The 24,810-nt window shown below is 62.0% G+C and carries 23 protein-coding genes; 8 read left to right on the top strand and 15 right to left on the bottom strand.

Going from position 1 to position 24,810, the window contains the following annotated elements; translation table 11 throughout:
- The first annotated feature begins 16 nt into the window (after positions 1-16).
- On the top strand, positions 17-1,000 hold the full coding sequence (locus RAS12_RS05815; RefSeq protein WP_306946042.1) for an ABC transporter substrate-binding protein: 984 nt from the start codon (positions 17-19) through the stop codon (positions 998-1,000).
- Positions 1,001-1,039: 39 nt separating this feature from the next.
- Here RAS12_RS05815 and RAS12_RS05810 read toward each other — a convergent pair whose 3' ends face one another.
- Complete coding sequence (locus RAS12_RS05810) at positions 1,040-1,717, bottom strand: ABC transporter ATP-binding protein (protein ID WP_306946041.1); 678 nt, start codon at positions 1,715-1,717, stop codon at positions 1,040-1,042.
- On the opposite strand from RAS12_RS05810, the gene RAS12_RS05805 reads away from it, so the two are divergent.
- Entirely contained in the window at positions 1,716-2,363 is a 648-nt protein-coding gene (locus RAS12_RS05805; RefSeq protein WP_306946038.1) for an arylesterase, read from the top strand. The genes RAS12_RS05810 and RAS12_RS05805 overlap by 2 nt on opposite strands.
- Before the next feature lie 10 nt (positions 2,364-2,373).
- On the opposite strand, the gene RAS12_RS05800 is transcribed toward RAS12_RS05805, so the two are convergent.
- The gene (locus RAS12_RS05800; protein WP_306946036.1) at positions 2,374-4,335 is read right to left on the bottom strand and encodes a SurA N-terminal domain-containing protein; all 1,962 of its coding nucleotides are present in this window, start codon (positions 4,333-4,335) and stop codon (positions 2,374-2,376) included.
- A gap of 353 nt (positions 4,336-4,688) precedes the next feature.
- Between RAS12_RS05800 and RAS12_RS05795 the strand changes: the two genes are divergently transcribed.
- The 3 genes from RAS12_RS05795 to RAS12_RS05785 all read left to right on the top strand — a co-directional run bounded on the left by RAS12_RS05795 (position 4,689) and on the right by RAS12_RS05785 (position 7,875).
- Complete coding sequence (locus tag RAS12_RS05795; RefSeq protein WP_306946034.1) at positions 4,689-5,975, top strand: M20/M25/M40 family metallo-hydrolase; 1,287 nt, start codon at positions 4,689-4,691, stop codon at positions 5,973-5,975.
- A gap of 246 nt (positions 5,976-6,221) precedes the next feature.
- Entirely contained in the window at positions 6,222-6,971 is a 750-nt protein-coding gene (gene ugpQ, locus RAS12_RS05790) for a glycerophosphodiester phosphodiesterase (RefSeq protein ID WP_306946032.1), read from the top strand.
- A gap of 13 nt (positions 6,972-6,984) precedes the next feature.
- Positions 6,985-7,875, top strand: coding sequence for a 23S rRNA (adenine(2030)-N(6))-methyltransferase RlmJ (locus RAS12_RS05785; protein ID WP_306946030.1), 891 nt, complete (start codon positions 6,985-6,987; stop codon positions 7,873-7,875).
- A gap of 70 nt (positions 7,876-7,945) precedes the next feature.
- Here RAS12_RS05785 and RAS12_RS05780 read toward each other — a convergent pair whose 3' ends face one another.
- From RAS12_RS05780 to RAS12_RS05770, 3 genes are all read right to left on the bottom strand, one after another.
- Positions 7,946-9,382: a dihydrolipoyl dehydrogenase gene (locus tag RAS12_RS05780; protein WP_306946027.1), complete on the bottom strand. Its 1,437-nt coding sequence runs from the start codon at positions 9,380-9,382 to the stop codon at positions 7,946-7,948.
- Positions 9,383-9,629: 247 nt separating this feature from the next.
- Positions 9,630-10,358 (bottom strand): glutathione peroxidase, encoded by a 729-nt coding sequence (locus RAS12_RS05775; RefSeq protein WP_306946025.1) that lies wholly within the window; start codon positions 10,356-10,358, stop codon positions 9,630-9,632.
- 169 nt (positions 10,359-10,527) lie between these two features.
- A complete protein-coding gene (locus RAS12_RS05770; protein WP_306946024.1) occupies positions 10,528-10,728 on the bottom strand; it encodes a heavy-metal-associated domain-containing protein in 201 nt (66 codons plus the stop codon).
- Between the two features lie 161 nt (positions 10,729-10,889).
- Here RAS12_RS05770 and RAS12_RS05765 point away from each other — a divergent pair, with 161 nt between their 5' ends.
- Positions 10,890-13,163 carry a heavy metal translocating P-type ATPase gene (locus tag RAS12_RS05765; protein WP_306946022.1) on the top strand — a complete coding sequence of 758 codons (2,274 nt, stop codon included), beginning with the start codon at positions 10,890-10,892 and terminating at the stop codon, positions 13,161-13,163.
- Positions 13,164-13,179: 16 nt separating this feature from the next.
- Positions 13,180-13,593 (top strand): Cu(I)-responsive transcriptional regulator, encoded by a 414-nt coding sequence (gene cueR, locus RAS12_RS05760; protein ID WP_306946020.1) that lies wholly within the window; start codon positions 13,180-13,182, stop codon positions 13,591-13,593.
- A 67-nt stretch (positions 13,594-13,660) separates the two neighbouring features.
- Here the strand turns inward: cueR and rlmD are convergent, their stop codons facing one another.
- The 6 genes from rlmD to RAS12_RS05730 all read right to left on the bottom strand — a co-directional run bounded on the left by rlmD (position 13,661) and on the right by RAS12_RS05730 (position 20,091).
- Positions 13,661-15,157 carry a 23S rRNA (uracil(1939)-C(5))-methyltransferase RlmD gene (gene rlmD, locus RAS12_RS05755; protein WP_306946018.1) on the bottom strand — a complete coding sequence of 499 codons (1,497 nt, stop codon included), beginning with the start codon at positions 15,155-15,157 and terminating at the stop codon, positions 13,661-13,663.
- A 117-nt stretch (positions 15,158-15,274) separates the two neighbouring features.
- Positions 15,275-16,444 (bottom strand): MFS transporter, encoded by a 1,170-nt coding sequence (locus RAS12_RS05750; protein WP_306946016.1) that lies wholly within the window; start codon positions 16,442-16,444, stop codon positions 15,275-15,277.
- 139 nt (positions 16,445-16,583) lie between these two features.
- Positions 16,584-17,489: a LysR substrate-binding domain-containing protein gene (locus RAS12_RS05745; RefSeq protein ID WP_306946013.1), complete on the bottom strand. Its 906-nt coding sequence runs from the start codon at positions 17,487-17,489 to the stop codon at positions 16,584-16,586.
- 73 nt (positions 17,490-17,562) lie between these two features.
- On the bottom strand, positions 17,563-17,997 hold the full coding sequence (locus RAS12_RS05740) for a YfbO family protein (protein ID WP_306946011.1): 435 nt from the start codon (positions 17,995-17,997) through the stop codon (positions 17,563-17,565).
- A 2-nt stretch (positions 17,998-17,999) separates the two neighbouring features.
- On the bottom strand, positions 18,000-18,347 hold the full coding sequence (locus tag RAS12_RS05735; RefSeq protein ID WP_306946009.1) for an Imm51 family immunity protein: 348 nt from the start codon (positions 18,345-18,347) through the stop codon (positions 18,000-18,002).
- Between the two features lie 181 nt (positions 18,348-18,528).
- Positions 18,529-20,091, bottom strand: a complete 1,563-nt coding sequence (locus tag RAS12_RS05730) for an MFS transporter (RefSeq protein WP_306946008.1) — start codon at positions 20,089-20,091, stop codon at positions 18,529-18,531.
- Between the two features lie 167 nt (positions 20,092-20,258).
- Between RAS12_RS05730 and RAS12_RS05725 the strand changes: the two genes are divergently transcribed.
- On the top strand, positions 20,259-21,137 hold the full coding sequence (locus RAS12_RS05725; protein ID WP_306946006.1) for a LysR family transcriptional regulator: 879 nt from the start codon (positions 20,259-20,261) through the stop codon (positions 21,135-21,137).
- A 116-nt stretch (positions 21,138-21,253) separates the two neighbouring features.
- Here RAS12_RS05725 and RAS12_RS05720 read toward each other — a convergent pair whose 3' ends face one another.
- From RAS12_RS05720 to RAS12_RS05705, 4 genes are all read right to left on the bottom strand, one after another.
- A complete protein-coding gene (locus tag RAS12_RS05720; RefSeq protein WP_306946003.1) occupies positions 21,254-22,006 on the bottom strand; it encodes a TorF family putative porin in 753 nt (250 codons plus the stop codon).
- A 363-nt stretch (positions 22,007-22,369) separates the two neighbouring features.
- Positions 22,370-22,999, bottom strand: coding sequence for a hypothetical protein (locus tag RAS12_RS05715; RefSeq protein WP_306946001.1), 630 nt, complete (start codon positions 22,997-22,999; stop codon positions 22,370-22,372).
- A 170-nt stretch (positions 23,000-23,169) separates the two neighbouring features.
- On the bottom strand, positions 23,170-23,949 hold the full coding sequence (locus tag RAS12_RS05710; protein WP_306945999.1) for a 3'-5' exonuclease: 780 nt from the start codon (positions 23,947-23,949) through the stop codon (positions 23,170-23,172).
- Positions 23,946-24,806: a peptidoglycan DD-metalloendopeptidase family protein gene (locus RAS12_RS05705; protein ID WP_306945997.1), complete on the bottom strand. Its 861-nt coding sequence runs from the start codon at positions 24,804-24,806 to the stop codon at positions 23,946-23,948. The genes RAS12_RS05710 and RAS12_RS05705 overlap by 4 nt, the downstream gene beginning before the upstream one ends.
- Between the last annotated feature and the right edge of the window lie 4 nt (positions 24,807-24,810).

The raw sequence follows: 24,810 nt of genomic DNA, 5'->3' as shown, positions 1-24,810 counted from the left end.
GTTCCAAAGGCTCTCCATGCAACTCAAGCACCTACTTCAGTACAGCGTCCTGGCTGCCGCCCTGGCAACGGGCGCCGCGCACGCGCAGAACGTCGTGCTCTATTCGTCCAACAACACTGAAACCATCGAAACCGCGCTTGAAGCCGTGAAGAAGACGGCGCCCAAGCTGAACGTGCAACCCGTCACCGGCGGTACCGGCACGATGATGAAGCGCATTGAAGCCGAAGCGCAGAACCCGCGTGGCGACCTGTTCTGGAGCGGCGGTTTCGGCACGCTGGGCGCTTACCGCAAGCACCTGCAAGCCTACCGCCCGGCCGATCTGGACAAGATTCCTGCTGAATTCCGCGGTCCGGACGATTTGTGGGTAGGCACGAACGTGCACGTTATGGTGATGATGGTCAACGAGCGCCAGTTGAAGGGTCTGCCCGCGCCGGCCACCTGGTCTGACCTGATGCAGCCGCAATGGAAGAACAAATTCGCCATCACCGATCCGTCCAAGAGCGGTACGGCCTACATGCTGGTCTACGGCCTGTACAAGCAGTTTGGCCAGGCTGGCCTGGACAAGATCGCCGCAAACGCCGTCATCACGGCATCGTCGGGCACGACCTACAAGGGCGTGGCGGCTGGCGAATACGCCGTGGGCATGACGCTGGAATATGCGGCTCAGGAATATGTGGCGGGCGGCCAAAAAGAGATCAAGCTCGTCTACCCGTCCGAAGGCAGCTATCTGGCGCCCGAAGGCATGTTCATCATCAAGGGCGCCAAGAACCTGGAAGCAGCCAAGACGCTGTATGACGGTCTCTTGAGCAAGGCGTCGCAAGAAGCGCAATTGGTGAAGAACTTCCGCCGTCCGACCCGCACCGACGTGGCAGTGGCCTCTTTGACCACGCTGCCCGACCTGGCCAGCATCAAGATCTTCCCGGTCAGCCAGGAAGCCGCCGCCACCGACTATGAAACGGTGGTCGCAGCCTGGAACCAGGCAGTGGCAAAGGCAAAGTAAGCGCCAGACTCTGTATAGAGTCAGCGAGAGCCGGACGCGCTACGCGTCCGGCACCATCCGGCCCGCAGCCAGCACCAGTTGGCGGCCGCAGCGGGCAGCAAGCTGCGGATCATGGGTAACCAGTACCAGCGTCGTGCCGTGCTCGCGGTGCAGATCGAACATCAGATCGATGACCGTCACCCCCGTGGCGGCATCCAGGCTGCCGGTGGGCTCATCGGCAAACAGCAAATCAGGCTGGACCACAAACGCGCGCGCCAGCGATACGCGCTGCTGTTCGCCCCCAGACAGGGTCCGGGGGTAATGATGCAGTCGCGCGCCCAACCCGACGCGTTCCAGCATGGCCTGCGCGGCCTCCCGCGCAGGCTGGCCGGCCAGTTCCAGCGGCAGCATCACGTTTTCCAGCGCCGTCAGGTTGGGCAGCAGCTGGAATGACTGGAAAACGAAACCGACATGATTGGCGCGCAAGCGCGCGCGGCCGTCTTCGTCCAGCGCGAACAAATCCTGCCCGGCCAGGTGTACGCTGCCCATGCTGGGAACATCCAGCCCTGCCAGCAGTCCCAATAAAGTGGACTTGCCCGAGCCCGAGCTGCCCGTGATCGCCACGGCGCTGCCCGACTGAACCGTAAAATCAATACCTTCCAGGATAGACAGCGTCCCGCCGGCATCGGCTACCCGCTTGCCCAGCCCTTTCACCTCGATCGAATTCTTGCTATCCATGCGCCTATTTCCCCGTCTGCTTCTAACGTCCGCCCTCGCGGCTGCCATCGTGGCGCCCGCCCACGCTCAGACCGCTGCGGCGGCCGAGGGTTCCGCGCCACGCACCGTGCTGGTGGTGGGCGACAGCCTGTCCGCCGAATACGGCATCAAGCGCGGCACGGGCTGGGTGCCCCTGCTGTCCGCCAGAGTCTCCGAACAATACCCTAAGTACCAGGTCGTGAATGCCAGCATCAGCGGCGACACCACCAGCGGCGGTGTGGCGCGCCTGCCAGCCTTGCTGCGCCAGCACACGCCGGCCGTGGTGGTGCTGGAACTGGGCTCCAACGACGCTTTGCGTGGCCTGTCGCTATCCATGACCGAGCAAAACCTGCGCGCCATGACCCAGACCGCCCAGAAGGCCGATGCCCAGGTCCTGATCGTGGGCATGCAGATTCCGCCCAACTATGGCCGGGACTACACGCAGCGCTTCGCCCAGTTGTTTCCTACAGTCGCCAAAGACGAAAAAGCCCGGCTCGTGCCCTTCTTGATGGAAGGAATTGCAACGAACCGGGCCTTGTTCCAGGCTGATGGCATCCATCCGAACGAGGACGCCCAACCGCAATTGCTGGACAACGTGTGGCCGACGCTGCGGCCACTGTTGAACTAAGCCAGAGTGATCAGCCTGCCGCCGGCTGGTCGCCGCGGATGACATCGGCGGCGCCGGGCAGCACCTTCACTTTGTATTCTTCACGCAGCATGCGCAGCAGCGCTTCGGTCTCGGCCTGACCCAGACCGCCCGCCAATTGCTGTGCCAGACGATCCTTGACAGCGGCGTCCACGGTGCCGGCCTCGATTTTTTCCAGGCGAACCAGCGTGTAGTCGGCGCCCGATTGCACACCGGCATACGCCGGCAGCGGCGACGCCGGCAAGCGCATCGCGGCATCCAGAACCTGACGCGGCAGGTCCTTGGGGTCCTGACGCGTTACCGTCACCGGAGCCGAGAAACCTTCCGGCGCTGCCGCCGGATTGGCCTTGTCAGCCGCCAGCGCAGCTTCACCCGCCTTTTTAGCGGCTTCGGCCGAACGCTCGTCCAGCAGCTTGGCGCGGATGGAGTCACTGACCTTGTCCAGAGTGGGCACGTGGGCCGGCTCTACGGCTGCCACACGCACGGCCACCATCATCGCAGGCGACAGTTCGATCACGCCCGAGTTCTGCTTTTCACGCAGCACGTCGGGCGAAAACAGCACCTGGCGCACGCGCGGGTTGTCCAGCAGTTCGGCATCAGGGCTGTCAGCGGCGGAGCCCGGGCCCGCCTTGTCGGCAGGCAACAGACCTTCACGGGTCACGCCCGAGGCGGTGCGCAGCTTCAGGCCCACGGCGTCAGCGGCGGGTTGCAGGCTGTCGCGCTGGTCATAGACTTGCTTGTTCAGTTGGCTGGCCATTTCCGAGAAACGGACGGCAGCAAGCTGCTTGCGGACTTCGTCCGTGATCTGCGCCTTGACCTCGGCCAACGGCTTGATGGCCGCAGGTTCGATCTCGGTCACTTTCACGATGTGCAGGCCGAACGGGCTTTCGATCACGCCGGAAACCTGGTCCTTGGCCGCTCCGAAGATAGCCTTGTCCAGAGCAGCCGGTTGCGTGCCCGGAGCCAGCCAGCCCAGATCGCCGCCCTTGGCAGCCGAACCCGCATCTTGCGAGCTCTTGCGGGCGAGTTCGGCGAACTGAGCCGGGTCAGCGGCGGCTTGCTTGGCCAATTCTTCTGCCTTGGCGCGCGCAGCCTTGCGAGCGTCTTCCGACGCGCCCGGGGCCACTTCAATCATGATGTGGCTGGCGCGGCGGCGTTCGGGCTGGCCGAAGCGGTTCTTGTTCTGCTCGTAATAAGACGCCAGATCCTCGTCCTTGACCTGCACGCCTTGCGTGGCGGCGGCCTCGTCCAGCACCAGGTATTGCACCTGGACCTGTTCGGGAATCTGCAATTGTTGCTTGTGGGCGTCGTACCAGGCTTGGATATCAGCCGGTGTCACGGTCACTTGCGAGCGGAAGTCGGCGGCCGCAAAGCGGCGCAGTTGCAGCGTGCGCTGCTGCGTCAAGGCCGTTTCCAGCGACGCCACGACTTCAGCCGGCGCGTAGGCCGATTGACCGACGGGTTCCAGCACGCGGGCAACCGCCAGATCGCGGCGCAGGCTGGCTTCGTACGAAGTGGGCGACATGCCTTGCGCGGCAAGCACCTGACGATAGCGCTCCGGCGAGAAGCGGCCGTTGTCCTGAACTTCAGGAATCGCGGCAATCGTGTTGCGCAACGTCTCGTCAGACACCGTGAAACGGTTGTCGACGGCAACGTTGGCCAAAAGGCGCTGGTTGATCAGCTGATTCAGCAGACCTTCACGCATTGCAGGCGTATCGATCGCAGCCGGATCAAACCTGTCACGCAGGCTTGTGCGGTATTGATCAAGCAGGTTGCGGTGCGCCTGGTCAAACTCGGCGCGTGAAATAGGCTGTCCTGCGACCGTTGCCAATTCTGGCTCTTGGCGCATAAAGCTGTCATAGCCTTGAATCCCGACCAGGAAAAAGGACGGCACAATCAGAAGCAGCAGGATGAGCTGCATCCAGCGCCGATGGCTGCGAATAAATTCGAACATGGAATCCCTGTTGCCGCGCTCCAGGGGTGTACACCCAGAGCCGCACGAAAACGCATAAAAAAAGGCGAACTCAATTCGCCCTATTCCCATACCGGTCATTACCGGATCAGCGGGCGGATTTTAGCATTTCTCATTCATCACGGAGCTTGAGATTCTGTTGAACATTCTCTGGCCCCTTCCGATCCGTCCCCGCCTCATGGATGGCGGCGTCCGTCAACCCGGGAAATCACCATTTTCGAGCCCTTCCGCCCCCCGTATTGTGACCCTCGGGGTCAGCCCGCAGCCTGCGGCCCGCCCCGACGCCGCGCCCGTCGCGCCCGGCGCCCCTTTCCACGGTCAAAAGGGTTCCATTAATGCCGATTACCTCTCCCCGCCTGCATGTTCTGCGCGCTTGTATCGCCCTGTCCTTCCTGGGCGGCGCCCAACTGGCGTTCGCCGCGCCCGTCGCCGCCGTGCACGAGGCCGCCCAAGGCCAGCAACAGGCCATGCTCGATACCATGCGCGACCTGGTCAATATTGAATCAGGCAGCAAGGACGTCGAGGGCGTGGAACGCATCGCCGAACTTATCCGAGACCGCCTGAAGGCGCTGGGCGGCACGGTGGAAATCGTCCCGGCTACCGACGTGTTCCGCCTGGACGACACCCCGGAGAAAGTCGGACCCATGGTCCATGCCGAGTTCAAGGGCTCGGGTACAAAGAAGATCATGCTGATTGCCCACATGGACACCGTCTACCGCAACGGCATGCTGAAAGACCAGCCCTTCCGTGTCGAGGGCGACCGCGCTTACGGCCTGGGCATCGCAGACGACAAGCACGGCGTGGCGGCCATCATCCACACGCTGACGCTCCTGCAAAAACTGGGTTTCAAAGACTACGGCACGATCACCGTACTGATCAACGGCGACGAAGAGATCAGCTCGCCTGGCGCCCGCAGCACCATCACGCGCCTGGGCGCCGACCAGGACGCCATCTTTTCATTCGAGGGCGGCGGCGCCGAAGCCCGGCTCACGCTGGCCACAAGCGGCATTGGCGCGGCCTACCTGACGGTGCAGGGCAAGACATCTCACGCTGGCGCCCGCCCGGAAGGCGGCGTCAACGCGCTATATGAACTGGCGCATCAATTGCTGCAACTGGACAAGCTGTCCAAGCCCGAAGAAGGCCTGAAGCTGAACTGGACGGTGGCGCAGGCTGGCACCAATCGCAACGTGATTCCAGGCCAGGCCACGGCCCAGGCCGACGCCCGCGCCTTGCGCGTGTCCGACTTCGACGCCCTGGCGCGCACCCTGGAAGAACGCGTGCAGAAGAAATTACTGCCCGAATCCAAGGTCAGCGTGAAGTTCGAAGTGCGCCGCCCCCCTTTGGAAGCCACTGCCGCATCCCGCGCCCTGGCCCAGCACGGCGTGGCGATCTACAAAGAACTGGACCTGCCCATGAAGGTCGTCGACCGCGCCAGCGGCGGCGGCACTGACGCAGCCTTTGCCGCCTTGAAGGCGCGCGGGCCGGTCATTGAAGGCATGGGTTTGAGCGGCTTTGGCGCGCACTCCAATGACGCCGAGTACATCCAGATCAACAGCATCGTGCCGCGTTTGTATCTGGCGTCACGCATGATCATGGATGTGTCCCAAGATAAGACTCCGTAAAAGGACCCCCACGCTGCGCACACGCTGTGCGCTTGCTGCCCCCCAAGGGGGCTGCCCCGCCTTGGGACGGCCGACCAACGCCCCCACGCTGCGCACACGCTGTGTGCTTGCTGCCCCCCAAGGGGGCTGCCCCGCCTTGGGACGGCCCGGCGGCGGGGCGTGGGGCTCGGGGCGTGGAGCGCGGGGCGCCCCTCAAGAAGGAGTATCCTTGCAACCCTGTCCATAAGAATCACAAGCAACACCTAAATGACCGCAAAACTCCCCTCCTGGCCCTATTCCCGTTACATCGCGCACCGCGGCGGCGGCCGTTTGGCGCCGGAGAATACGCTGGCCGCGATGCGCGTGGGCGCCCAGCATGGTTTCACGATCTTTGAATACGACGTCAAACTGAGCAGCGACAATGTTCTGGTGCTGATGCACGACGACAACGTCGACCGCACCTCGAACGGGAAAGGCCCGGCCGCCGCGAAGACGTTTGCCGAACTTGCGCAGCTGGACTTCGGCAGCTGGCATTCGGCCGCTTATGCGGGTGAACCGCTGCCCACGTTTGCCGCCGTCGCCCGTTACACGGTCGCCAACAACATTGCCAGCAACGTCGAGATCAAGCCCTGCCCCGGCCGCGAAGCCGAGACCGGCGCCGCTGTGGCGTTGGCCGCCCGGCAGTTGTGGCAAGGCGCGGCAAAGCCGCCGTTGTTGTCGTCATTCGCCGAAGAAGCGCTGCAAGCCGCGCTGGAAGTGGCACCCGAGCTGCCGCGCGCGCTGCTGGTGGAAAAAGTACCCGCCGATTGGCGCGAACGCCTGGTCAAGTACCAGTGCGTGGCGCTGAACATCAACCAAAAAGACGCAACCCGCGAACTGATTGACGCCGTGCATGCCGCCGGCTATCGGATCGCGGCCTGGACCGTCAATGACCCCGAACGCGCCCGCTTGCTGCTGGACTGGGGCATCGACGGCATTTTCACCGACGAGCTGGCCGTAATCCGGCCCGCCGCCTGAGGCAGAACGCCCCGTGTTCAGTTATCGCCACGCCTTCCACGCCGGCAACCATGCCGACGTGCTCAAGCACGCCATCCTGGTTCATACCCTGGATTACTTCAATAAAAAGGACGCCCCCTACTGGGTCGTGGATACTCACGCTGGCGCGGGTCTCTACAACCTGGACAGCGACTGGGCAGCCAAGACGTCGGAATTCGCAGATGGCATCGGCCGCCTGTGGGAAGCCACGGATCTTCCGCCGCTGCTGGCCGACTACGTCGCCCGCATCCGCGACTACAACACCAACGGGCGCTTGAAGCGCTACCCCGGCTCGCCTTGGCTGGCCCTGGATGTAATGCGTCCGTCGGACCGGCTGCGCCTGTTCGAAATGCACCCGACCGAAATCGACACCCTGGTCGTCAACCTGGAGCACCAGGGCCGCACGGCCCAGCGCCAGACCACGATCTATGGCGATGACGGCTTTGAAGGCGTCAAAGCGCTGCTGCCGCCGCCCACACGCCGCGGCATGGTGCTGATCGATCCGTCGTACGAAGACAAGCACGACTACCGCCGCACCTTTGTCACAGTGAAGGAATGCGTCAAGCGTTTCGCCACTGGCACCATCGCGGTCTGGTATCCGCTGGTGCAGCGCCGCGAAGCAAGCGAAATGGCACGTCACCTGGAAAACCTGAAGGTCAAGAGCTGGCTCCATGCCACCCTGACCGTCAAGAAATCCACCATTGACGGCTATGGCCTGCACGGCAGCGGCATGTTCCTGATCAACCCGCCCTGGACCCTGCACGAGGGTCTGAAGCAAGCCATGCCCTATCTGGCGCGCACGCTTGGCCAGGACGAACGCGCCGGCTTCACGCTGCAATTCAAAGAAAACCCCTTCCCGGTTGCGAAGAAACACTCGGACGATTAAACCCGTCTGAAACTCGAAAAGCCGCGAATTCCTCGCGGCTTTTTTTTCGGTCATCAGACAGCTTTTCGGATTACGCCAATTCGCTTTCCGATTCTTCGCGGCGCAGGGCTTCCTGGGCGCGGGCCAGTTTGGCCGCGGCATCGCGCAGCGCCGTGCGCAGGCCTTCTTCGATAACGGGATGGTAGAACGGCATTTCGAGCATCCGCGCCACCGTCAGCTCTTGCTGCACGGCCCAGGCCAACAGGTGGCCGATGTGCTCGGCGCTGGGGCCAACCATTTCCGCGCCAAGGAAGCGGCCGGTCGCAATATCCGCGTACACATGCAGCATCCCCTTGTTCTTCAGCATGACGCGCGAACGGCCCTGGTCGCTGAAATCCACTTCACCCGTGACGAAAGTGCCAGGGATCAAGCGGCCATAACCCTGTCCCGCCAAAGCAATCTGCGGGTCCGAAAACACAACCGCCAAAGGCGCGCGGCGCAGCCCCTGACGCACATCGGGGAATCGCGCTGCATTTTCACCGGCGATACGGCCTTCATCAGCGGCTTCGTGCAGCAAAGGCGCATCGGCATTGGCATCGCCGGCAATAAAGATGGAAGAGTTGCCCGCCTGCATCGTCTCGCGGTCGAACACCGGCACGCCGTGCGCGTTCAGTTCAAGCGAGGTGTTCTCCAGGCCCAGCCCATCCACATTGGCGCGGCGGCCCGTGGCAACCAGCGCGTAGTCAAAGCGTTCAATACGCTCGCTGTTATCCAGCGCCACATAACGCACTTCGACCTCGTCGCCCACTCGCGATGTTTCCAGCACTCGAGCATCCGGGTCCAGATAGAACTCTCGCTGGAAGATCTTGCGCGCATTCAACCGCACTTGCGGATCGCTGATACCGCCCAAGCTGCCGCTGACGCCAAACACGCGCACGTCCACGCCCAGCCGCGCCAGCGCCTGGCCCAGCTCAAGGCCGATCACACCGGGTCCGAACACCGCCACGCGGCGCGGCAGATCGTCCCAGGCAAACACATCGTCATTGACGACCAGACGGTCGCCGAGCGCGCGAAAAGGCGGCGGTACCGACGGACGCGAACCGGTTGCGATCACCACGCGGGACGCATGCACTTCGGTGTGCTCATCCACGCGCAACACGGTGTCGGACACAAAGCGCGCATAACCACGCAGCTTGTCTTCAGCGGGAATACTCTCTACGCCTTCCAGCACAAAACCCACGAAACGGTCGCGCTCACGCTTGACGCGGTCCATCACTTCAACACCGTCCACCGTAATCTCGCCGCCGACATGTACGCCAAAGGCTTCCGTGTGCGCCGCGTTGTGAGCGGCTTCCGCCGCGGCGATCAACAATTTCGACGGCATGCAGCCAACGCGAGCGCAGGTGGTGCCATAGGGGCCGCCTTCAATCAGCAGCGCGCGCTTGCCTGCGGCTTTCGCGGCGCGATAAGCGGCCAAACCGGCTGTGCCGGCGCCAATGACAGCGATATCGGTATGCAGAGTTTTCATAGCTGGATCTCCCCCCGGCGTTGTGCGGGTCTAGGACTTAATGCAGATCAAAAAGGCGAATTCCGCCTTGCTACGCATCCTTGGGACGAACGCCATCCGCCAGCGCCCAAAAGGGGCCATGCAAGAACTGCGATAAGGGTGCGTAAAAAGGGAAATTCGTGCTAGGCCCGGACAGGGAAGCCTGGCGGCCCCACTGTCCGTCCCGCCGGGCAAGAATCAGTTCCTTGCCCGGTGGCGCCGCAACGCTTTAGGCGAAGTGCGCTTGCAGGTCTTCCAGGCCGCCGATCAGCGAACCATTGATGAACACCTGGGGTGCGGTGCCCTTGCCGGACACAGCGCCGATCACACGGCCGCGGACCTTGTTTTCCAGCGGGATTTCGATCGGGGCATAACCCTTTTCTTCCAGCAGGGCCTTGGCTTGTACGCAGAACGGGCAGCCCGGCTTGGAAAACACAACCACTTGGTCGGGCTTCTTGGCCGACGGAGCGACGTAAGCCAGCATCGTGTCGGCGTCCGACACTTCAAACGGGTCGCCTTCCTTTTCGGGTTCGATGAACATCTTTTGAACCACGCCGTCCTTCACCAACATCGAATAGCGCCAGCTGCGCTTGCCGAAGCCCAGGTCGCTCTTGTCGACCAGCATACCCATGCCTTCGGTGAAGGCGCCGTTGCCGTCGGGCAGCAGCGTGATGTTGGCCGATTCTTGATCCTTGGCCCATTCATTCATGACGAAGGTGTCGTTGACCGACACGCAAACAATGCTGTCCACGCCAGCGTCGAAGAACGCGGGGGCCAGTTCGTTGTAGCGCGGCAGGTGGGTCGACGAGCAGGTCGGCGTGAAAGCGCCGGGAAGCGAGAAGACTACGACCGTCTTGTTCTTGAACAGATCGTCGGTCGTGACCTTCTTCCACGTGTTGTCCTCACGGACGGGGAACGTAACGTTGGGAACACGTTGGCCTTCGCGGTTTTGCAGCATTCAATCTCTCCTTGGGTAGCGGGGTTTGTTTAACCACCATGGAAAGAATGATAACCGGCAGCTATCGACCAGGCAAATTTAATAAATTTAATTGATTGATAGTTTTTAGCAATTAAGAAATAACCGCTGGAAAGCAAACGCTATCATAACTGCCTTCCAGCGGTATGAATTACACGCGTGCCGGCTCGTAGCCCGCATCGCGAATGGCGGCTTCGATCTTGTCAGCCTGATCCGTACCGGTGACCGTCACGCGGTGGGTCGGCAGATCAAATGCCAGCGTTGCGCCCGGCACGGCTTCGTTGATGGCCCCCGTGATGCTCTTCACGCAATGGCCGCAGGTCATGTCGGGAACTTGGAATTCGATGCTCATTGTTTTCTCCTGTTGATTCAAGGTGAACGGACAAGATTTTGCCGCACCATGACCCAATCTTAAACATTCCCATCATGGCAAGGTCAAGCGTAGAATAAACCTTGACCTTCCCATTATGGGAAGGATGAAACTGCAAGCTCCCATCCCTACCGAGAACAACCATGAGCGTTGCCAGCCCCTCCACCACCCAGTTGGAACTCGCTATTGAAGGCATGACCTGCGCGTCCTGCGTGAAGCGCGTGGAAAAGGCCCTGACCCATGTCCCTGGCGTAGCTCTTGCCCAGGTCAACCTGGCCACCGAGCGCGCCCTGGTGTCCTACGACGCTGCAGCAGCGCAGCCCCAAGCGCTGATCGACGCCGTGGTCAAGATGGGTTACGAAGCCCGTCCCATTGCCGCGCAGGACGACCATGCCGAACGCCAGTCGCAAGCGCGTGATGCCGAGGCCCAGCGCCTGCAACGCGCGTTCACCGTAGCGCTTGTGCTCACCCTGCCCGTATTCGCGTTGGAAATGGGCTCGCACCTGATTCCGGGCATGCACCATTGGGTGCTGTCCACGATTGGTCAACAGAACAATTGGCTGCTTCAGTTTGTACTGACGACCGCGGTGCTGGCCTGGCCGGGCCGCCATTTCTTCACCAAGGGGCTGACGGCATTGTGGCGCCGCGCGCCGGAAATGAACTCGCTGGTGGCCTTGGGGGCAGGCGCCGCCTGGGGTTATTCCGTGGTGGCTACGTTCGCCCCCGCCTGGCTTCCTGAAGCTTCGCGCAACGTCTATTTTGAAGCGGCGGCAGTGATCGTCACCCTGATCCTGCTGGGCCGCATGTTGGAAGCGCGAGCCAAGGGCAAGACCGGCGCCGCCATCAAGCGCCTGATCGGTTTGCAGCCCCGCACGGCGCGCGTCATGCGCGACGGCCAGGCGCTGGACGTCGAGATCGAACAGGTGCGCACGGGCGACATCGTGGTGGTGCGCCCCGGCGAGAAAATCCCGCTGGACGGCGACATCATTGAAGGCAGCTCGTACGTCGACGAATCGATGCTGACGGGCGAGCCTGTTCCTGTAGAAAAACAGCCTGGCATGCAGGCCACGGGCGGCACACTCAATACCTCGGGCAGCTTCACTTTGCGCGTCACCCATACAGGCGCGGACACGATGCTGGCCCGCATTATCCGCATGGTGGAAGCCGCCCAGGGCGCACGCTTGCCTATCCAGGCGTTAGTCGACCAGGTCACCGCCTGGTTTGTGCCTGCCGTGATGGCCGCCGCGCTGCTTACCTTCCTGACCTGGTTCTTCTTCGGTCCGACGCCAGCGCTGTCGCACGCGCTCATCAACGCCGTGGCGGTGCTGATCATTGCCTGCCCGTGCGCCATGGGCCTGGCAACGCCCACATCCATCATGGTGGGCACCGGCCGGGCCGCCGAGATGGGCGTGCTGTTCCGCCAAGGCGACGCCTTGCAGACCTTGCGCGACGTGAACGTCGTGGCCTTCGACAAGACTGGCACCCTGACGCTGGGCAAGCCCACGCTGACTGAACTGGAACCCGCCGCCGGCCACGACAGCCAACAAGTGCTGCAATGGGTGGCGTCCGTGCAGGCGCGCTCGGAACATCCGATTGCGCTGGCCATTGTTGCTGCCGCCGCCGAACGCAATATCGATTTGCTGCCTGCTGACGCATTTGCCGCAATTTCCGGCGCGGGCGTCGAAGCGTCGGTGGCTGGCCGCCAGGTTTTGGCGGGCGCCGCGCGCCTGATGGCCGAGCGCGGGGTGGATGTCAGCGCCTTTGGCGCACGCGCCGCGGATTGGGGCAATGAAGGCAAGACGCCGTTCTATGTCGCGGTCGACGGTCAAGCTGCCGCCATGATGGCTGTCACAGACCCGATCAAGCCGTCCGCCGTATCCGCCATTGCCGCGCTGCACGCGCAAGGCTTGAAGACCGCCATGATCACGGGCGACAACCGCTACACAGCGCAAGCCGTTGCACGCCAGTTGGGGATCGACGAAGTCCGCGCTGAAGTACTGCCTGACGGTAAGGTTCAAGCCATTGGCACGCTGCGCGAAGGCGGCCGCAAAGTGGCCTTCGTGGGCGATGGCATCAACGACGCGCCCGCGCTCGCCGCCGCTGATACCGGTATTGCCATTGGCACGGGCACAGACGTCGCCATTGAAGCCGCCTCGGTGGTGCTGATGGCCGACGATCTGCACGGCGTGCCAAACGCCATTGCACTCAGCCGCGCCACGCTGGCCAACATTCGGCAGAACCTGTTCTGGGCATTCGCCTACAACGCCGCGTTGATCCCGCTGGCGGCAGGCGCGCTGTACCCGGCGTTTGGCCTGTCCTTGTCGCCTATCTTTGCCGCTGGCGCCATGGCCTTGTCGAGCGTGTTTGTGTTGGGTAACGCACTGCGCCTGAAGGCATTCCGGCCGCGCGCCGCCTGAATCAAGGAGTCGAAATATGAATATCGGAGAGGCAGCGAAAAGCTCGGGCATTTCCGCCAAGATGATTCGCTACTACGAGAGCATCGGTCTGATTGGCCCCGCAGTGCGTACCGACTCGGGCTACCGCGTCTACAGCGATCATGACCTGCACACTCTGCGATTTGTGCGGCGTGCGCGGGATCTGGGCTTTTCGGTGGAACAGATGAACGAGCTGCTGGCGCTATGGAAGGACCGCAGCCGCGCGAGCGCCGACGTCAAGCGGATTGCACTGGAACATGTGCAGGAACTGGAACGCAAGGCAGAAGCGTTGCGTTCCATGGCGGCAACGCTGACGCATCTGGCGCAGCACTGCCATGGAGATGACCGGCCGGACTGCCCGATCCTGGAAAACTTGGGGTGCCTGCCCGAGGAGACCGCAGGCCACGCCTGAACGCAGCGGCCAAGCGCCGGGCGCGCAATCACGCCCTGGCGCCCTGCCCGTCCAGCCGATCAGCCGATCAGCCCTGAGCGTCTTCGGCTTCCGCCGCCACGCGGGCGTGGTAGGCATCCGTGGCAGCTTGCTTGGCTGCCGCTTTCTCGGCGGCAGCTGCCAGCTTGGCCTCTTCCGCAGCAACCGCGTCCGCCGCTGCCTGAATGGCGCGCAAGCGGGCACGCTCCTTCACTTCCGCCACACCAGCGGCATCCAGCGATTCAAACACCGCGATGGATTCCACATGCCCCGTGTGCGGGAACATGTTGATCACGCCAGCGCTTTTGAGCACATAACCGCCTTCGTGCACAAGAATAGCGGCGTCGCGCGCCAGGGTGGCCGGGTTACAGGACACGTAGACGATGCGGCGCGGCCGCTCTTCGGCTGTCAGTTCCGCCAAGGCTTGCGACACAGCGTGGGCGCCTTCGCGCGGCGGATCGATCAACATGCGATCGAAAAAGCCCAGGCTGCGCAGCCAGGTCGCGTCAACTTCAAACAGGTTCAGCGTGGCAAAGCTGGTGCGGTCGCCCAAGCCGTGGCGCGATGCGGCTTCGTGGGCACGGTCGGTCAGCGGCTTGCTGCCTTCCACGCCAACGGCCTCGCGGCCTTGTGTGGCCAGCGGCAACGTGAAGTTGCCCAGGCCACAGAACAGATCGGCCACGCGGTCCGTCGGCTGTACATCCAGCAGCTTTAACGCACGCGACACCATCGCACGGTTGATGGCGTGATTCACCTGCGTGAAATCCGTGGGACGGTACGGCATGCGCAAACCGAATTCCGGCATGGTGTAGCTGAGCGCGTCGTTGTGTTCGGGTTCCAGCGCGTGCACGGTATCCGGGCCCTTGGCCTGCAACCACCACTGCACGTCGTGCTTGACGGCGAATGCGCGCAGGATGGCGATGTCGCCGTCGGTCAGCGGGAGCAGATGGCGCAACACCAGCGCGGTCACGCCTTCGCCCAGCGCCACTTCGATCTGCGGCATGCGGTCCGGCTCGGACATCGACGCGATCATGGCGCGCAGCGGCATCAGCAGGTCGCTGACGTGATGCGGCAGCACGTGGCATTCACGCATGTCGGCCACATAGCTGCTCTTGCGCTCGTGAAAGCCCACCAGCACGCCGCCCTTCTTGGGCACCACGCGCACCGACAGGCGCGCGCGATAGCGGTAGCCCCATGTCGGGCCTTGCAACGGGGCCAGGATCAGCGCGGGACGCAGCTTGCCCACATGCCAGAAGGTGTCTTCCAGCGAACGCTGCTTGATCGCAACTTGCGTGCTGGGCTCCAGGTGCTGCATGGCACAGCCGCCACAGACGCCAAAGTGCGGGCAACGCGGAACGACCCGTTGCGACGACGGGCGCAGCACCTCATCAACCTTGGCGATCTCGTAGGACGGCTTGCGGCGTACGGTAATGGCGGTAACCCGTTCACCGGGCAAGGCGCCTTCGACGAACACCACTTTGCCGTCGCGGCGGGCAATACCCCTGGCTTCCAGGTCCAGGGATTCGATACTCAAAACGTCAGACATCTCACGCAGTCCAGAATTACACGCAACCCGGCATTGTAGAAGGTCTGGGGCAAATCCTGAAAATGGTCTTTGGCGGCACCAAAGGGCCAGCACGGCGCCGCACGATGACGCCCCATATCAAGCGGGTTGACGGGTCCGCAAGCCTGCCGATTGCAGCCACAGCGCGCCCATGGCCGCCAACGCCGCCCCAGCCCCGATTGCGGGCAGAAAGGCCAACCCGGCCCAGGCGATCGTCAGGCTGCCCAGTCCGCCGCCCAGCGCGGTGCCCAGGTTGAACGACGCGATATTCAGCCCGGCGGCCACGGCCGTGCATTGGGGCACGTACCGTTGCGCCAATTTCAGCAAACGCAGGGTCAACATGGTCACGATGCAGAAGAACAACAGACCCAACACACCCGCCAGCGCGACGACTGCCATGGCGTTGTGCCGGAACACATACAGCCCCGATAAATTGGCCGCCAGCGCCGCCAGAGCCAACAGCCCGGCACGGTCGGCGTCCATTGCGTCGACCAGATAACCGCCAAGCAGATTGCCTGCAATCGATAGCGCTCCGAACAGCAGCATGGCCGCGCTTAACCATTGCACGTCCGCCCCGGCAATCGTCAGCAAAAAGGGGGAAATAAAGGTGAAGAAGCAAAACGTTGCCACGCTGACCAGTGCGCCCACCCCGGCCGTCGTCAACATCTGCGGATGCGCGATAGCGCCCAAGCGAGTTCGAAGTCCGACGTGATCAGTCTGCGCTTGCCTGGCGGGCATGAACCACAACAGCCCCGCCAGCCCGGCCAATGCCAGCGCGCCCACGGATGCAAAGACGGCTCGCCACGACCAGATGCTGCCGAGGTAGGTGCCCAGCGGCACGCCCAGCGCCAGCGCCAAGGTCAGTCCGATCCACACCACCGACAAAGCGCGGCCAGAGCGCGAGCTATCGACCAGCTTGGTCGCGGCATCAGATGCCACTGCCATGAACACGCCATGGGCCAGCCCGACCACAAACCGGACCGCCAACAGCGCAAACAAGCTTGTGGACAGACTCATCAAGACGCTGCCCACTGCCAGTACGGCCATCGACAACGCAAGGATTCGGCGGTCCGTCCAGTGGGATATCAACGCGGTGATCAGGGGTGCGCCTATTGCTGCGCCGAAGGCATATGCGGCAATCGCAGTACCGGCCGCCTCGATTTTTGCGTGCAGGCCGTCGGCCATGGCAGACACCAGACCTGCAACCACAAATTCGGACAAACCGAACGCAAAGGTGCAAATGGAAAAAATATAGACAGCGATAGGCATGGGGCTTCCTGGCTCAACACGGACCATCCAACCCCGAACGTGACAGCGGTGCGTCGCCGTATTCAGGGGCAAGAATGGGGTCGAGCTTAGAGAGCCAAAGCAGGCCCGTAAAATATATTATTCGTTCGACAATAAGACGTTATACGTCTTGCACCGAATATTGGACGGCTTCGATCAGACGATCCCGCACGGGCGATACCTGCGCCGGATTCCAGCCCATCAGCAGATCCAAATGCGTCAACGCCGCGGGTGCTGCGGCGGTCAGAGGCTTAAACATGATGTCGTCACGGCCAGGCAAAGCCAGAGACGCCGGCAGCAGCGCCACGCCAAACCCGGCCGCGACCAAAGCAACCACCGTCTGCAACTGGCGCGCCTCTTGCGTGACGCGGGGCGCAAATCCCGCCGTCAGGCACAACTGAATCAGCTGGTCGTGAAAGCCCTGTCCCAAGGTCCTGGGCGACGCTACAAACGCTTCGTCCTTCAATGCCGCCAGATCAATTGCGCCGAGCTTGGCCAGCGGATGACCGGCAGGCAAAGCCACATGGATAGGCTCGCGCAGCAAGGTCGCAAATCGCAGGCCGGGCGTGGTGGTTCCTGGCGCCCGCATAAAACCGATATCCGCCCTGCCGCTTTCCAGCGCATGGACCTGTTCGCGCGTCGTGGCTTCTTGCAGTGTGAATGCGACGGCGGGATAGGCGTTGCGGAACTCGCGCAAGGCGCGCAGCAGCGATGCGTAAGGGGTGATGTTGATGAAGGTCAGGGTCAGATGGCCGTCCATGCCCTGGGCTACTCGGCGCGTGTGCGCCACACCCGATTCCAGCGAATCGAGGATGCCTCGCGCCGTTTCAAGAAACGCCGCGCCCGCAGGCGTCAATGACACACTGCGATTGGTGCGTTCGAATAGAACCGCCCCAATCTCGCCTTCCAGCCGGCGAATGGCCTGACTGAGCGGCGGCTGCGCCATATGAAGGCGCTGCGCCGCCCTGTTGAAATGCAGGGTTTCGGCCACCGCGATGAATTGCCGCAGCAAGCGGGTTTCTATCATTAAGACGCCCAAGATACTGATGAGATGCCATCAGTATATTTTCTATCTTGTGGCGGCAGATCGCGGCGCGGGCCTAATCCCAGTAGACGGTATAAACCTGGCACCCGTCCTGCGGATCGGGCGACGCGGCGTGCTTGCCGTAGGGCCAGCCAGGGGTAATGCCGTCGGCCTCCAGTCCTTCCACCCATTGATCCGCATCCTCTTGCGACGCAGACGTGTATATATGGATGTTTTCGGCAGCGGGCCAATCATCGCCGTCTAGAGCTTCGCTCCAGTCCTGGTGCAGCCCCACATAAACGCCTTGCACATCGGGACGCTGCGCGATGCTCTTGAAATGCGCGTAAAGCTCCTGGATAGCCGGGCGTCCATATTCCCATTGGTTGGGTGCAATGGAAAATTCCTGGTCGTTGCCAAGAAAATACTCATCAAGCGTAACGACCGGAAAGTGCTTGTCGTCCAACGCATCCAGCGCTTCCAATTTGGCCAGCAAAATTTTCCGCTGATCCATCGTCAGTCCAGTTCAGCCCTGGAAAACAAATCTTGAATCAATCGCCAGTCTTCGCACGCGGCCTTGAATCCCAGGATGAATTTCTTGAGCGATTCGCTATCTGAGGAATAAGCGCAGAACGTATCCGCTTCCGGATCAAAATCGATCGCGTCCGACAGCTCGGGCATTTTTTCGTCCAGGAAGACGAGCGCCAAAGACACCCAGTCGTAACCCGTGCCCAAAAAGCCTTCTTCCCTTCTGCGGCGAAAAACTTCTACTTTGTATTCTCCGACAGTGAGGGTGACGGAAAAGCTCCCCTCGTATTCCATCCAGTTGAAAGGCTTAATTGCTGCTTCAAAATCGATGTCCACTACGCTCAATGCTCCTTGAATGTCTTGCCGTCAGGGGGACGGAAAGGCTGATGCGGCGGAAAATGGAGTGTCCGCCGCAGCAGCTGCGCGACTATTAGAGGCAATTATTGAGGTTTGCGCAACGCAACTTGTGGAACCGGATCATTCAAGCCCGCCGCTGGGCCCGCGTCAGGGGCCAGATTTACGCCGGTGGAGACACTTGGCAGGCAGTCGCACCGCATGTCGTGGCCATGGCTTTACGGGGCGAAAAAATCAGCAGGCTGATCAGCGCCAACAGAAAGGCGCTGCCTGCGCCATAAGCCATAACCCATCCGAACCCATGCACCAGCGCAGCCTTGAGCGCATCGGCGGGGCTGGCCAAATGCGCCAGCAGTGCCGCATTTTGAACAACGACGTTGATATCCCCAGCGGCTATCTTCTCGGCAAACAAGCGCAGCCCGGGACCGCTGGGCACGTTTAGCGAGTGGGTCAGAAACGCCATGGCCCCTTCCACCAACACCAAGCCCATCAACGCGATACTGAACGCCAGCGAGGTCATTCTTGCGCTCATATCAGCCCCTGAGGCCATGCCTGCTCGTTCGCCCGGCAGCGCGGCCGTAATTGTGTTTGCCACCGGCGTATTGGTCAGGCCCAGACCGATGCCCGCCACGATGCAACCCGGCATCATCAGCCAGCCCGGCTGCGTAGACAAACTGCCCAACGCCATCAAGACAAACCCCGTCCCGATACCGGACAAGCCGGCAGGAATGACGAATCCCGGGTGATACCGCGCAGAGAGCCGCTCGGCCACGGCTGGCATGAAGAGCGTGGGCAAGGTGTAGGCCAATACCGCCAACCCGGTTTGCACGTTGTCATAACCCAGAGCGACCTGGAAATAAATCGGCAGATAAACAATGAAAGGCCAGAAGCTCAGATTCATTCCAACCGAACCCGCCAGAGCGCCCGAAAAATTGCGGATCTTGAACGCTGAAAAGTCAATCATCGGGCGGGCGCTGGTCATTTCAGCAACGGCAAAACCTATAAAGCTGGCCACTGACAAGCCGATGATCCCTAGCGCCGAAAGGCTGGAAAAACCCAGCACCGGCCCCTGTGTGACGAACAGCACGAGGCAAAACACTCCGACCGACAGCGTCAGAATGCCGGCAACGTCCAGGTGTTTGGCGTGCGGGTCACGCGACTCTTCGACGGCCGAATAAGCCAGTGCCAACGTGATTACGGAAAGCGCGCCGTGAACCAGGAATACCCACTTCCAGCTGGCAAACGCAAGAATGGCGCCGCCCACGATAGGCCCGAATCCCAACCCAACGCCAAAGATGACGCCCCACCAGGCGAACGCAGAACTGCGCTTGGCGCTATCGCGAAACTGGCTGGATAGAATTGCCACCTGGCAGATCAGCATCATGGCGGCACTAAGGCCCTGAAGAAAACGCGCCGCGATCAAGACTTGAATATTTTCGGTCAGTCCACAAACCAGCGACGTCACGCCAAAGGCGGCGATGCCAGCCATGAAGATGCGCTTGCGGCCATAGCGATCAGCCAAGGTGCCGGTCGCCATCAGAATGGTCGTCATGGCGATGGTGTAGGCCGCCATTACCCATTGAAGTTGCCTGAAACTGGCGCCCATAACCTGTTCGATCGTCGACAGAATTGGCGGGACGCTTGAAATTTCCAGACCCAGCATCAAGGCAGATAAACATATGGCTGCCAGGGCAAGCGCGCCCCGGCGTTCGTGTGCAGCATTCATGTGCAAAAGCTTCCAAACCGCGATTGGCGCATATCAGCCCGCACCCAGTTGGCGGCGGGCGTGCGGGCATACCAAGAAAGCCCGCCAGCGCATGCGCCATGGTAGAAAACCCGCCAATATTTAACAATGATATGCTTGGATATATCAGAAATAACAAATTCGGATAGATGATGACCAAGCCAACGCTGGATATTGATTCCGTTGCCGCATTCTTGTCGATTGCCGACTTTCGCAGCTTTACGAAAGCAGCAGACGCTTTGGGCACGACACAAGGGGCAATCAGCGTCAAACTCAAGCGCCTGGAACAGCGTCTGGGTCACAAGTTGATCGAACGAACACCCAGGCTTGTACGCCTTTCCGCGCAGGGCGCCATCTTTCTGAATGCGGCCCGCGAGTTTCTCATGGCGCACGACCGGGCTCTGTCGGCGCTGTCTGCCGAGCGGCGGCATTTCAGGCTGGGTATCGCCTCGCACATGGCAGGGCCGGAAACTCCGACGTTATTGGCCCGCCTGAACGAACGAGATCCGGCGCTGACCATCGAAGTCCGTCTGGATAATTCGCGCCCCCTGCTGGATGCTTTCGACAACGGCGATCTGGAGGCCGTCATCGTCGCTCAGGAAGACGACCGCCGGGACGGCGAAGATCTTGGCCCTGAGCACTTCGGCTGGTTTGCAGCTCCAGGCTTTGATTGGCGCCCAGGCGAACCTCTTCGGTTGGCCGCATTTTTGCCCTGCTGCCAAGTCCGCGACATTGCAATGCAGGCGCTGGATCGGACCAATATTCCGTGGAATGAAGTCTTCGTCGGCTCAGGGTATGCCGTCATGGCTGCGATCTCGGCCGGGCTGGCCGTAGGCGCTCTGGCGTGCAGGCTTGCGCCAGCGGACACGGTCGAGGTCAGCGAGCGATTCTCCCTGCCTGAGTTGCCTTCGTCCCGCATCATGCTGCATTCCACCTTGTCGGATACCCGCTCACGCGATGCGTTGCGTACGCTGGCAGCCGCGTATCGGGAACATCGCAGCGTCAGGTATGACGCAGAAGTGGGCTAGGCAGGCCGGTGCGCGGTGAAATAAAAAAAGGGGCTTGCCGAAGACCGCCCGTTAAAGGCGGTCTGCATCAAGCCCCCAAAGGTCGACGCGGATTAAGGCGCCGCCACGGATTTACATCAGAAAGTACGCGATACAGAGAAGACTGCGCCCAGGCGGCCTGACGGATGGCCGTATTTGGTGGGCAGCCAGTTGTCCTTGGTGGCGCCAACGGCTGCCAGCCCCAGCACCCAACCCTTCAGGTCCTTGGTCACGCCGACCTTGTAGTCGACGTAATGGCCGATGGAATCGCCATCCATGTTCGATTGGTTCTTGAGCTTTTGGTAGCCCAAGTGTCCCAGCAGGCCCCAGCCATCACCCAAGTCGAAGGTGGCGGTGCCGTCCAGATACCAGGTGCCTTTGCTGTCTGGCGTGCTGAAAAAGTCGCTGGGCGTATAGGAATACTTGAGCGAATAGTTGCCGTACGACGCACCCACATAAAGGTCGGTGTTGTTGTAGTTGCCACCCTTGGGGGAGCTGGAGCCAGGGTAGTAGTAATGCAGCACACCGGCGTCCAGCGTGAAGCCGCCGCCCACATCGCCCTTCCAGCCGCCGTAGAAGTCCATTTCCAGATTGCCGTCCGTGAAGACAAAGTTGGAAACGTTGGAGTTCCAGTTGCCCAGGTAGAAGCCAGAGCTGTGGGTTACGTCAAAACCCAGTTGCGCGGCAGGCCGGAAATCGGTCTGCGAATAGCCACGGAAACGGTAGTCGCTGACGATGGTGGCGTTACCGCTCAACGAAAACCCGCCTCCCAAATCTGTAGGTTCAGCCTGCGCCGTCGCGGCGAAACAAGCGGCAAGCGCAAAAGGCAAGGCTAGCAACGTCTTCTTCATGGTGCGGAGTCCTGATCGGTTTAACGAGGAGGAGGACGGCCACGCGGCACATCCAACTGACCGGCTTTGCAGCGGTGGGTTACCGGCTCTATTACCTCTAAGCAAGGTCCGTGCCAGGTTTCATTTGGGCGACAAGGGGCTGGCGAGTGGCTGAATGGCTCACGCAATGCACCACAACAGTGCGCAACCAGAGATGCTGCGTGCGGGCGATGCCTCATATTGGGGAATCCGCGCCATCGTGGTTCACGGGCCCGCCCCTCGCCCCGCGGACACGAAAAACCCCGGCACGCGCAAGTGCGCGTCCGGGGTATGAGAGTCTGGGCGCAGCCTGACGTTGCGTCTGGCTGCGCCCTGCCTGCGGGCTTAGTTAGCGGCGGGGGCCGGCGGCGGCGGAACATCGCCACCTGCGGGCGGCGGCGGGGGCATGCCAGGCCGGCCCTTGCCGTGATGGCCGCCCTCTGCCTTGGCATGGCGTTCCTGCATTTTGGCTTCGCGGTCCTTGACGATCTTGGTGACTTGGCCGCGCTGTGTGTCATTCAAGCTGTCCCAAACGGCCAGCCATTGATCGCGCACCTGCTTGGCTTGCGTACCGAAGGCGTCTCGCGACTGTTCAGATTGCGTCACCAATGCGCGGGGATCTAGCTTGTTGCTGTCCAATTGGGACTTCAGCAGATCGTGGCGCTTTGCACCGTTGGCGCGCATGGCTTCGTGCAGACTGCGCTGGCTGTCCTGGGCGGTCTTGAACAACGCTTGCTGCTTGTCGTCCAGCTTCAGCTGATCAACCTGCGCCTTGGACACCGGACCAATACCGGGGACGAACAGGCCGTCGCGCATGCCTTTGTGGAAACCGCCCCATTTGCCTTGATGCATGGCGGCCGGGCCACCGTCAGCGGGAGGGGGAGGCGCCGCCATAACGGAGCCAGCCACCAAACCGCCGGTCGCGGCGACAAATGCAAGAGCGGCCAAATTGGAGCGGATAGCGAATCGGGACATGTGGGTCTCCTAAAAGTGAAGAAAGCGAGACCATTGTGCGATTGCTGCGGTTTCAACCGGGTTTCGTTTCCGCCGTCCATGTTTCAGTCGATTGCGCCCCTTGCAGACGTGAAGACGGGGCCATCAAGGCCCCGTGCTTCGTTCGTGCGTTGCCTTGGCAGGCCGCCGGCTTAGCCTGCGTCCCAGGCTGCCATGTATTCCTTCCAGTGCGGCGCATCGCTGGCGGCGAGTGTGTCGCGCACCAGGGCGATTTCGGCCTCGTAGGAAGTGTGGTCGAGTTCGCCGCGCAGGAAACGGAAACGGCAATACACCAGCCAGGTGTTCACGACATCGGTTTCGCAATAGGCGCGGACCTCGTCGGCGCGGCCTTGGCTCCAGGCTTCCCAGACTTTGCTGCCGTCCATCCCCAGCTTGCCGGGAAAACCGCAAAGCTTGGCCAGTTCATCCAGCGGCGCATTGGCGCGGCCGTTGTACTTGGCCAGGACATCCATCAAATCCAGATGGCGGGTGTGATAACGCGCGATGTAGTTGTTGAACTTGAAATCGCGGTCTTCTTCGCCCATGTCCCAATAACGCGGCGCGGGAACGCCCAGGATCAAGCTGCGGTAATGCAGAACGGGCAGATCGAACCCCGATCCATTCCAGCTCACCAGCTTGGGCGTGTAGCGTTCGATGGTCTTGAAGAACCCCGCCAACAAGGCGGCTTCGGGATCATCGGGCTGGCCCAGCGTCTTGACGCGAAAACCCTGGTCATCGCGGAATACGCAACCCACGACCGCCACCTTGTGCAGATGCAGCGGCAGGAAGTCGTGCCCCACGGCCTCGCGGCGGGCGGTCAGCGCGCGTTCGACCACTTCCTGGTCAGGGACCTCGGGCCCCCAGCCGTTGAGCTTACGCAGCCCATCGGCATCGGGGATGGTTTCAAGGTCGAATACCAGGGTGGGCGTCATTTGGCGGGCAGGTACTGCATCGGGTCCACGGGGGTGCCTTGGCGGCGGATCTCGAAGTGCAGGCGCGGCGACGTGGTGTCGCTTTGGCCAAGTTCGGCGATCTTGGCGCCGCGCTTGACGTTCTGGCCCGTCTTCACCAGCAGCGCGCGGTTGTGCGCGTAAGCAGTGATGAAACCGTTCTGGTGTTCAACGATGATCAAATTGCCCAGGCCACGCACGCCATTGCCGCTGTACTTGACCAGACCATCCGCCGCAGCGGTGATCGGATCGCCCAACGCGCCGGAGATATCAATGCCCTTGCTGCTGGCGTTGAACGTCTGCACGATAGGTCCGCCAGCTGGCCATGCCCAGTTGATGACGCTGGCATCGGCAGCGCGCGTCGTGGGCTTGACCTCGACGGGAGCCGGAGGCGCTGTCGGCGTGGCCTCAGGCGACGGCGTGGTTGCAGCGGGGGTCTCGGGCTGATCGAGCGGGCGCGGTTGCGGCTTGGCGCTGGCGACTGGCGTCACCTGCGTACCGCCGCCAGTGCCGCCGGACATCTTCAATACCTGGCCAACCGAAATCTGGTTGGGGTCGGTAAGATTGTTCCAGCGCTTGACGCTTTCCATATCGACATTGTTGGCGCGAGCGATCTTGTAGAGCGTGTCGCCCGGCTTGACCACATAGCTGCCCGTCGGCTGAGCCGACGACGCAGGTTGCCCGCCGGTCATGTCGACCACCGGTGCACGAGTTCCTTTCGATGCGCAGCCGGCCAAAATGGCCAGGCTGAGTGCCCCCGCAATAAATAGCGGGCGGCGAAGGCGCGTCATGGACGCGCCCATAGTCATAGCGGTCAGTTGCGACTGCCCGTTGAGCATACGT

Origin of the sequence: Achromobacter seleniivolatilans, assembly GCF_030864005.1 — a bacterium.
Taxonomy (GTDB): Bacteria; Pseudomonadota; Gammaproteobacteria; order Burkholderiales; family Burkholderiaceae_B; genus Achromobacter; species Achromobacter seleniivolatilans.
This window is presented reverse-complemented; position numbering and strand designations above follow the sequence as displayed.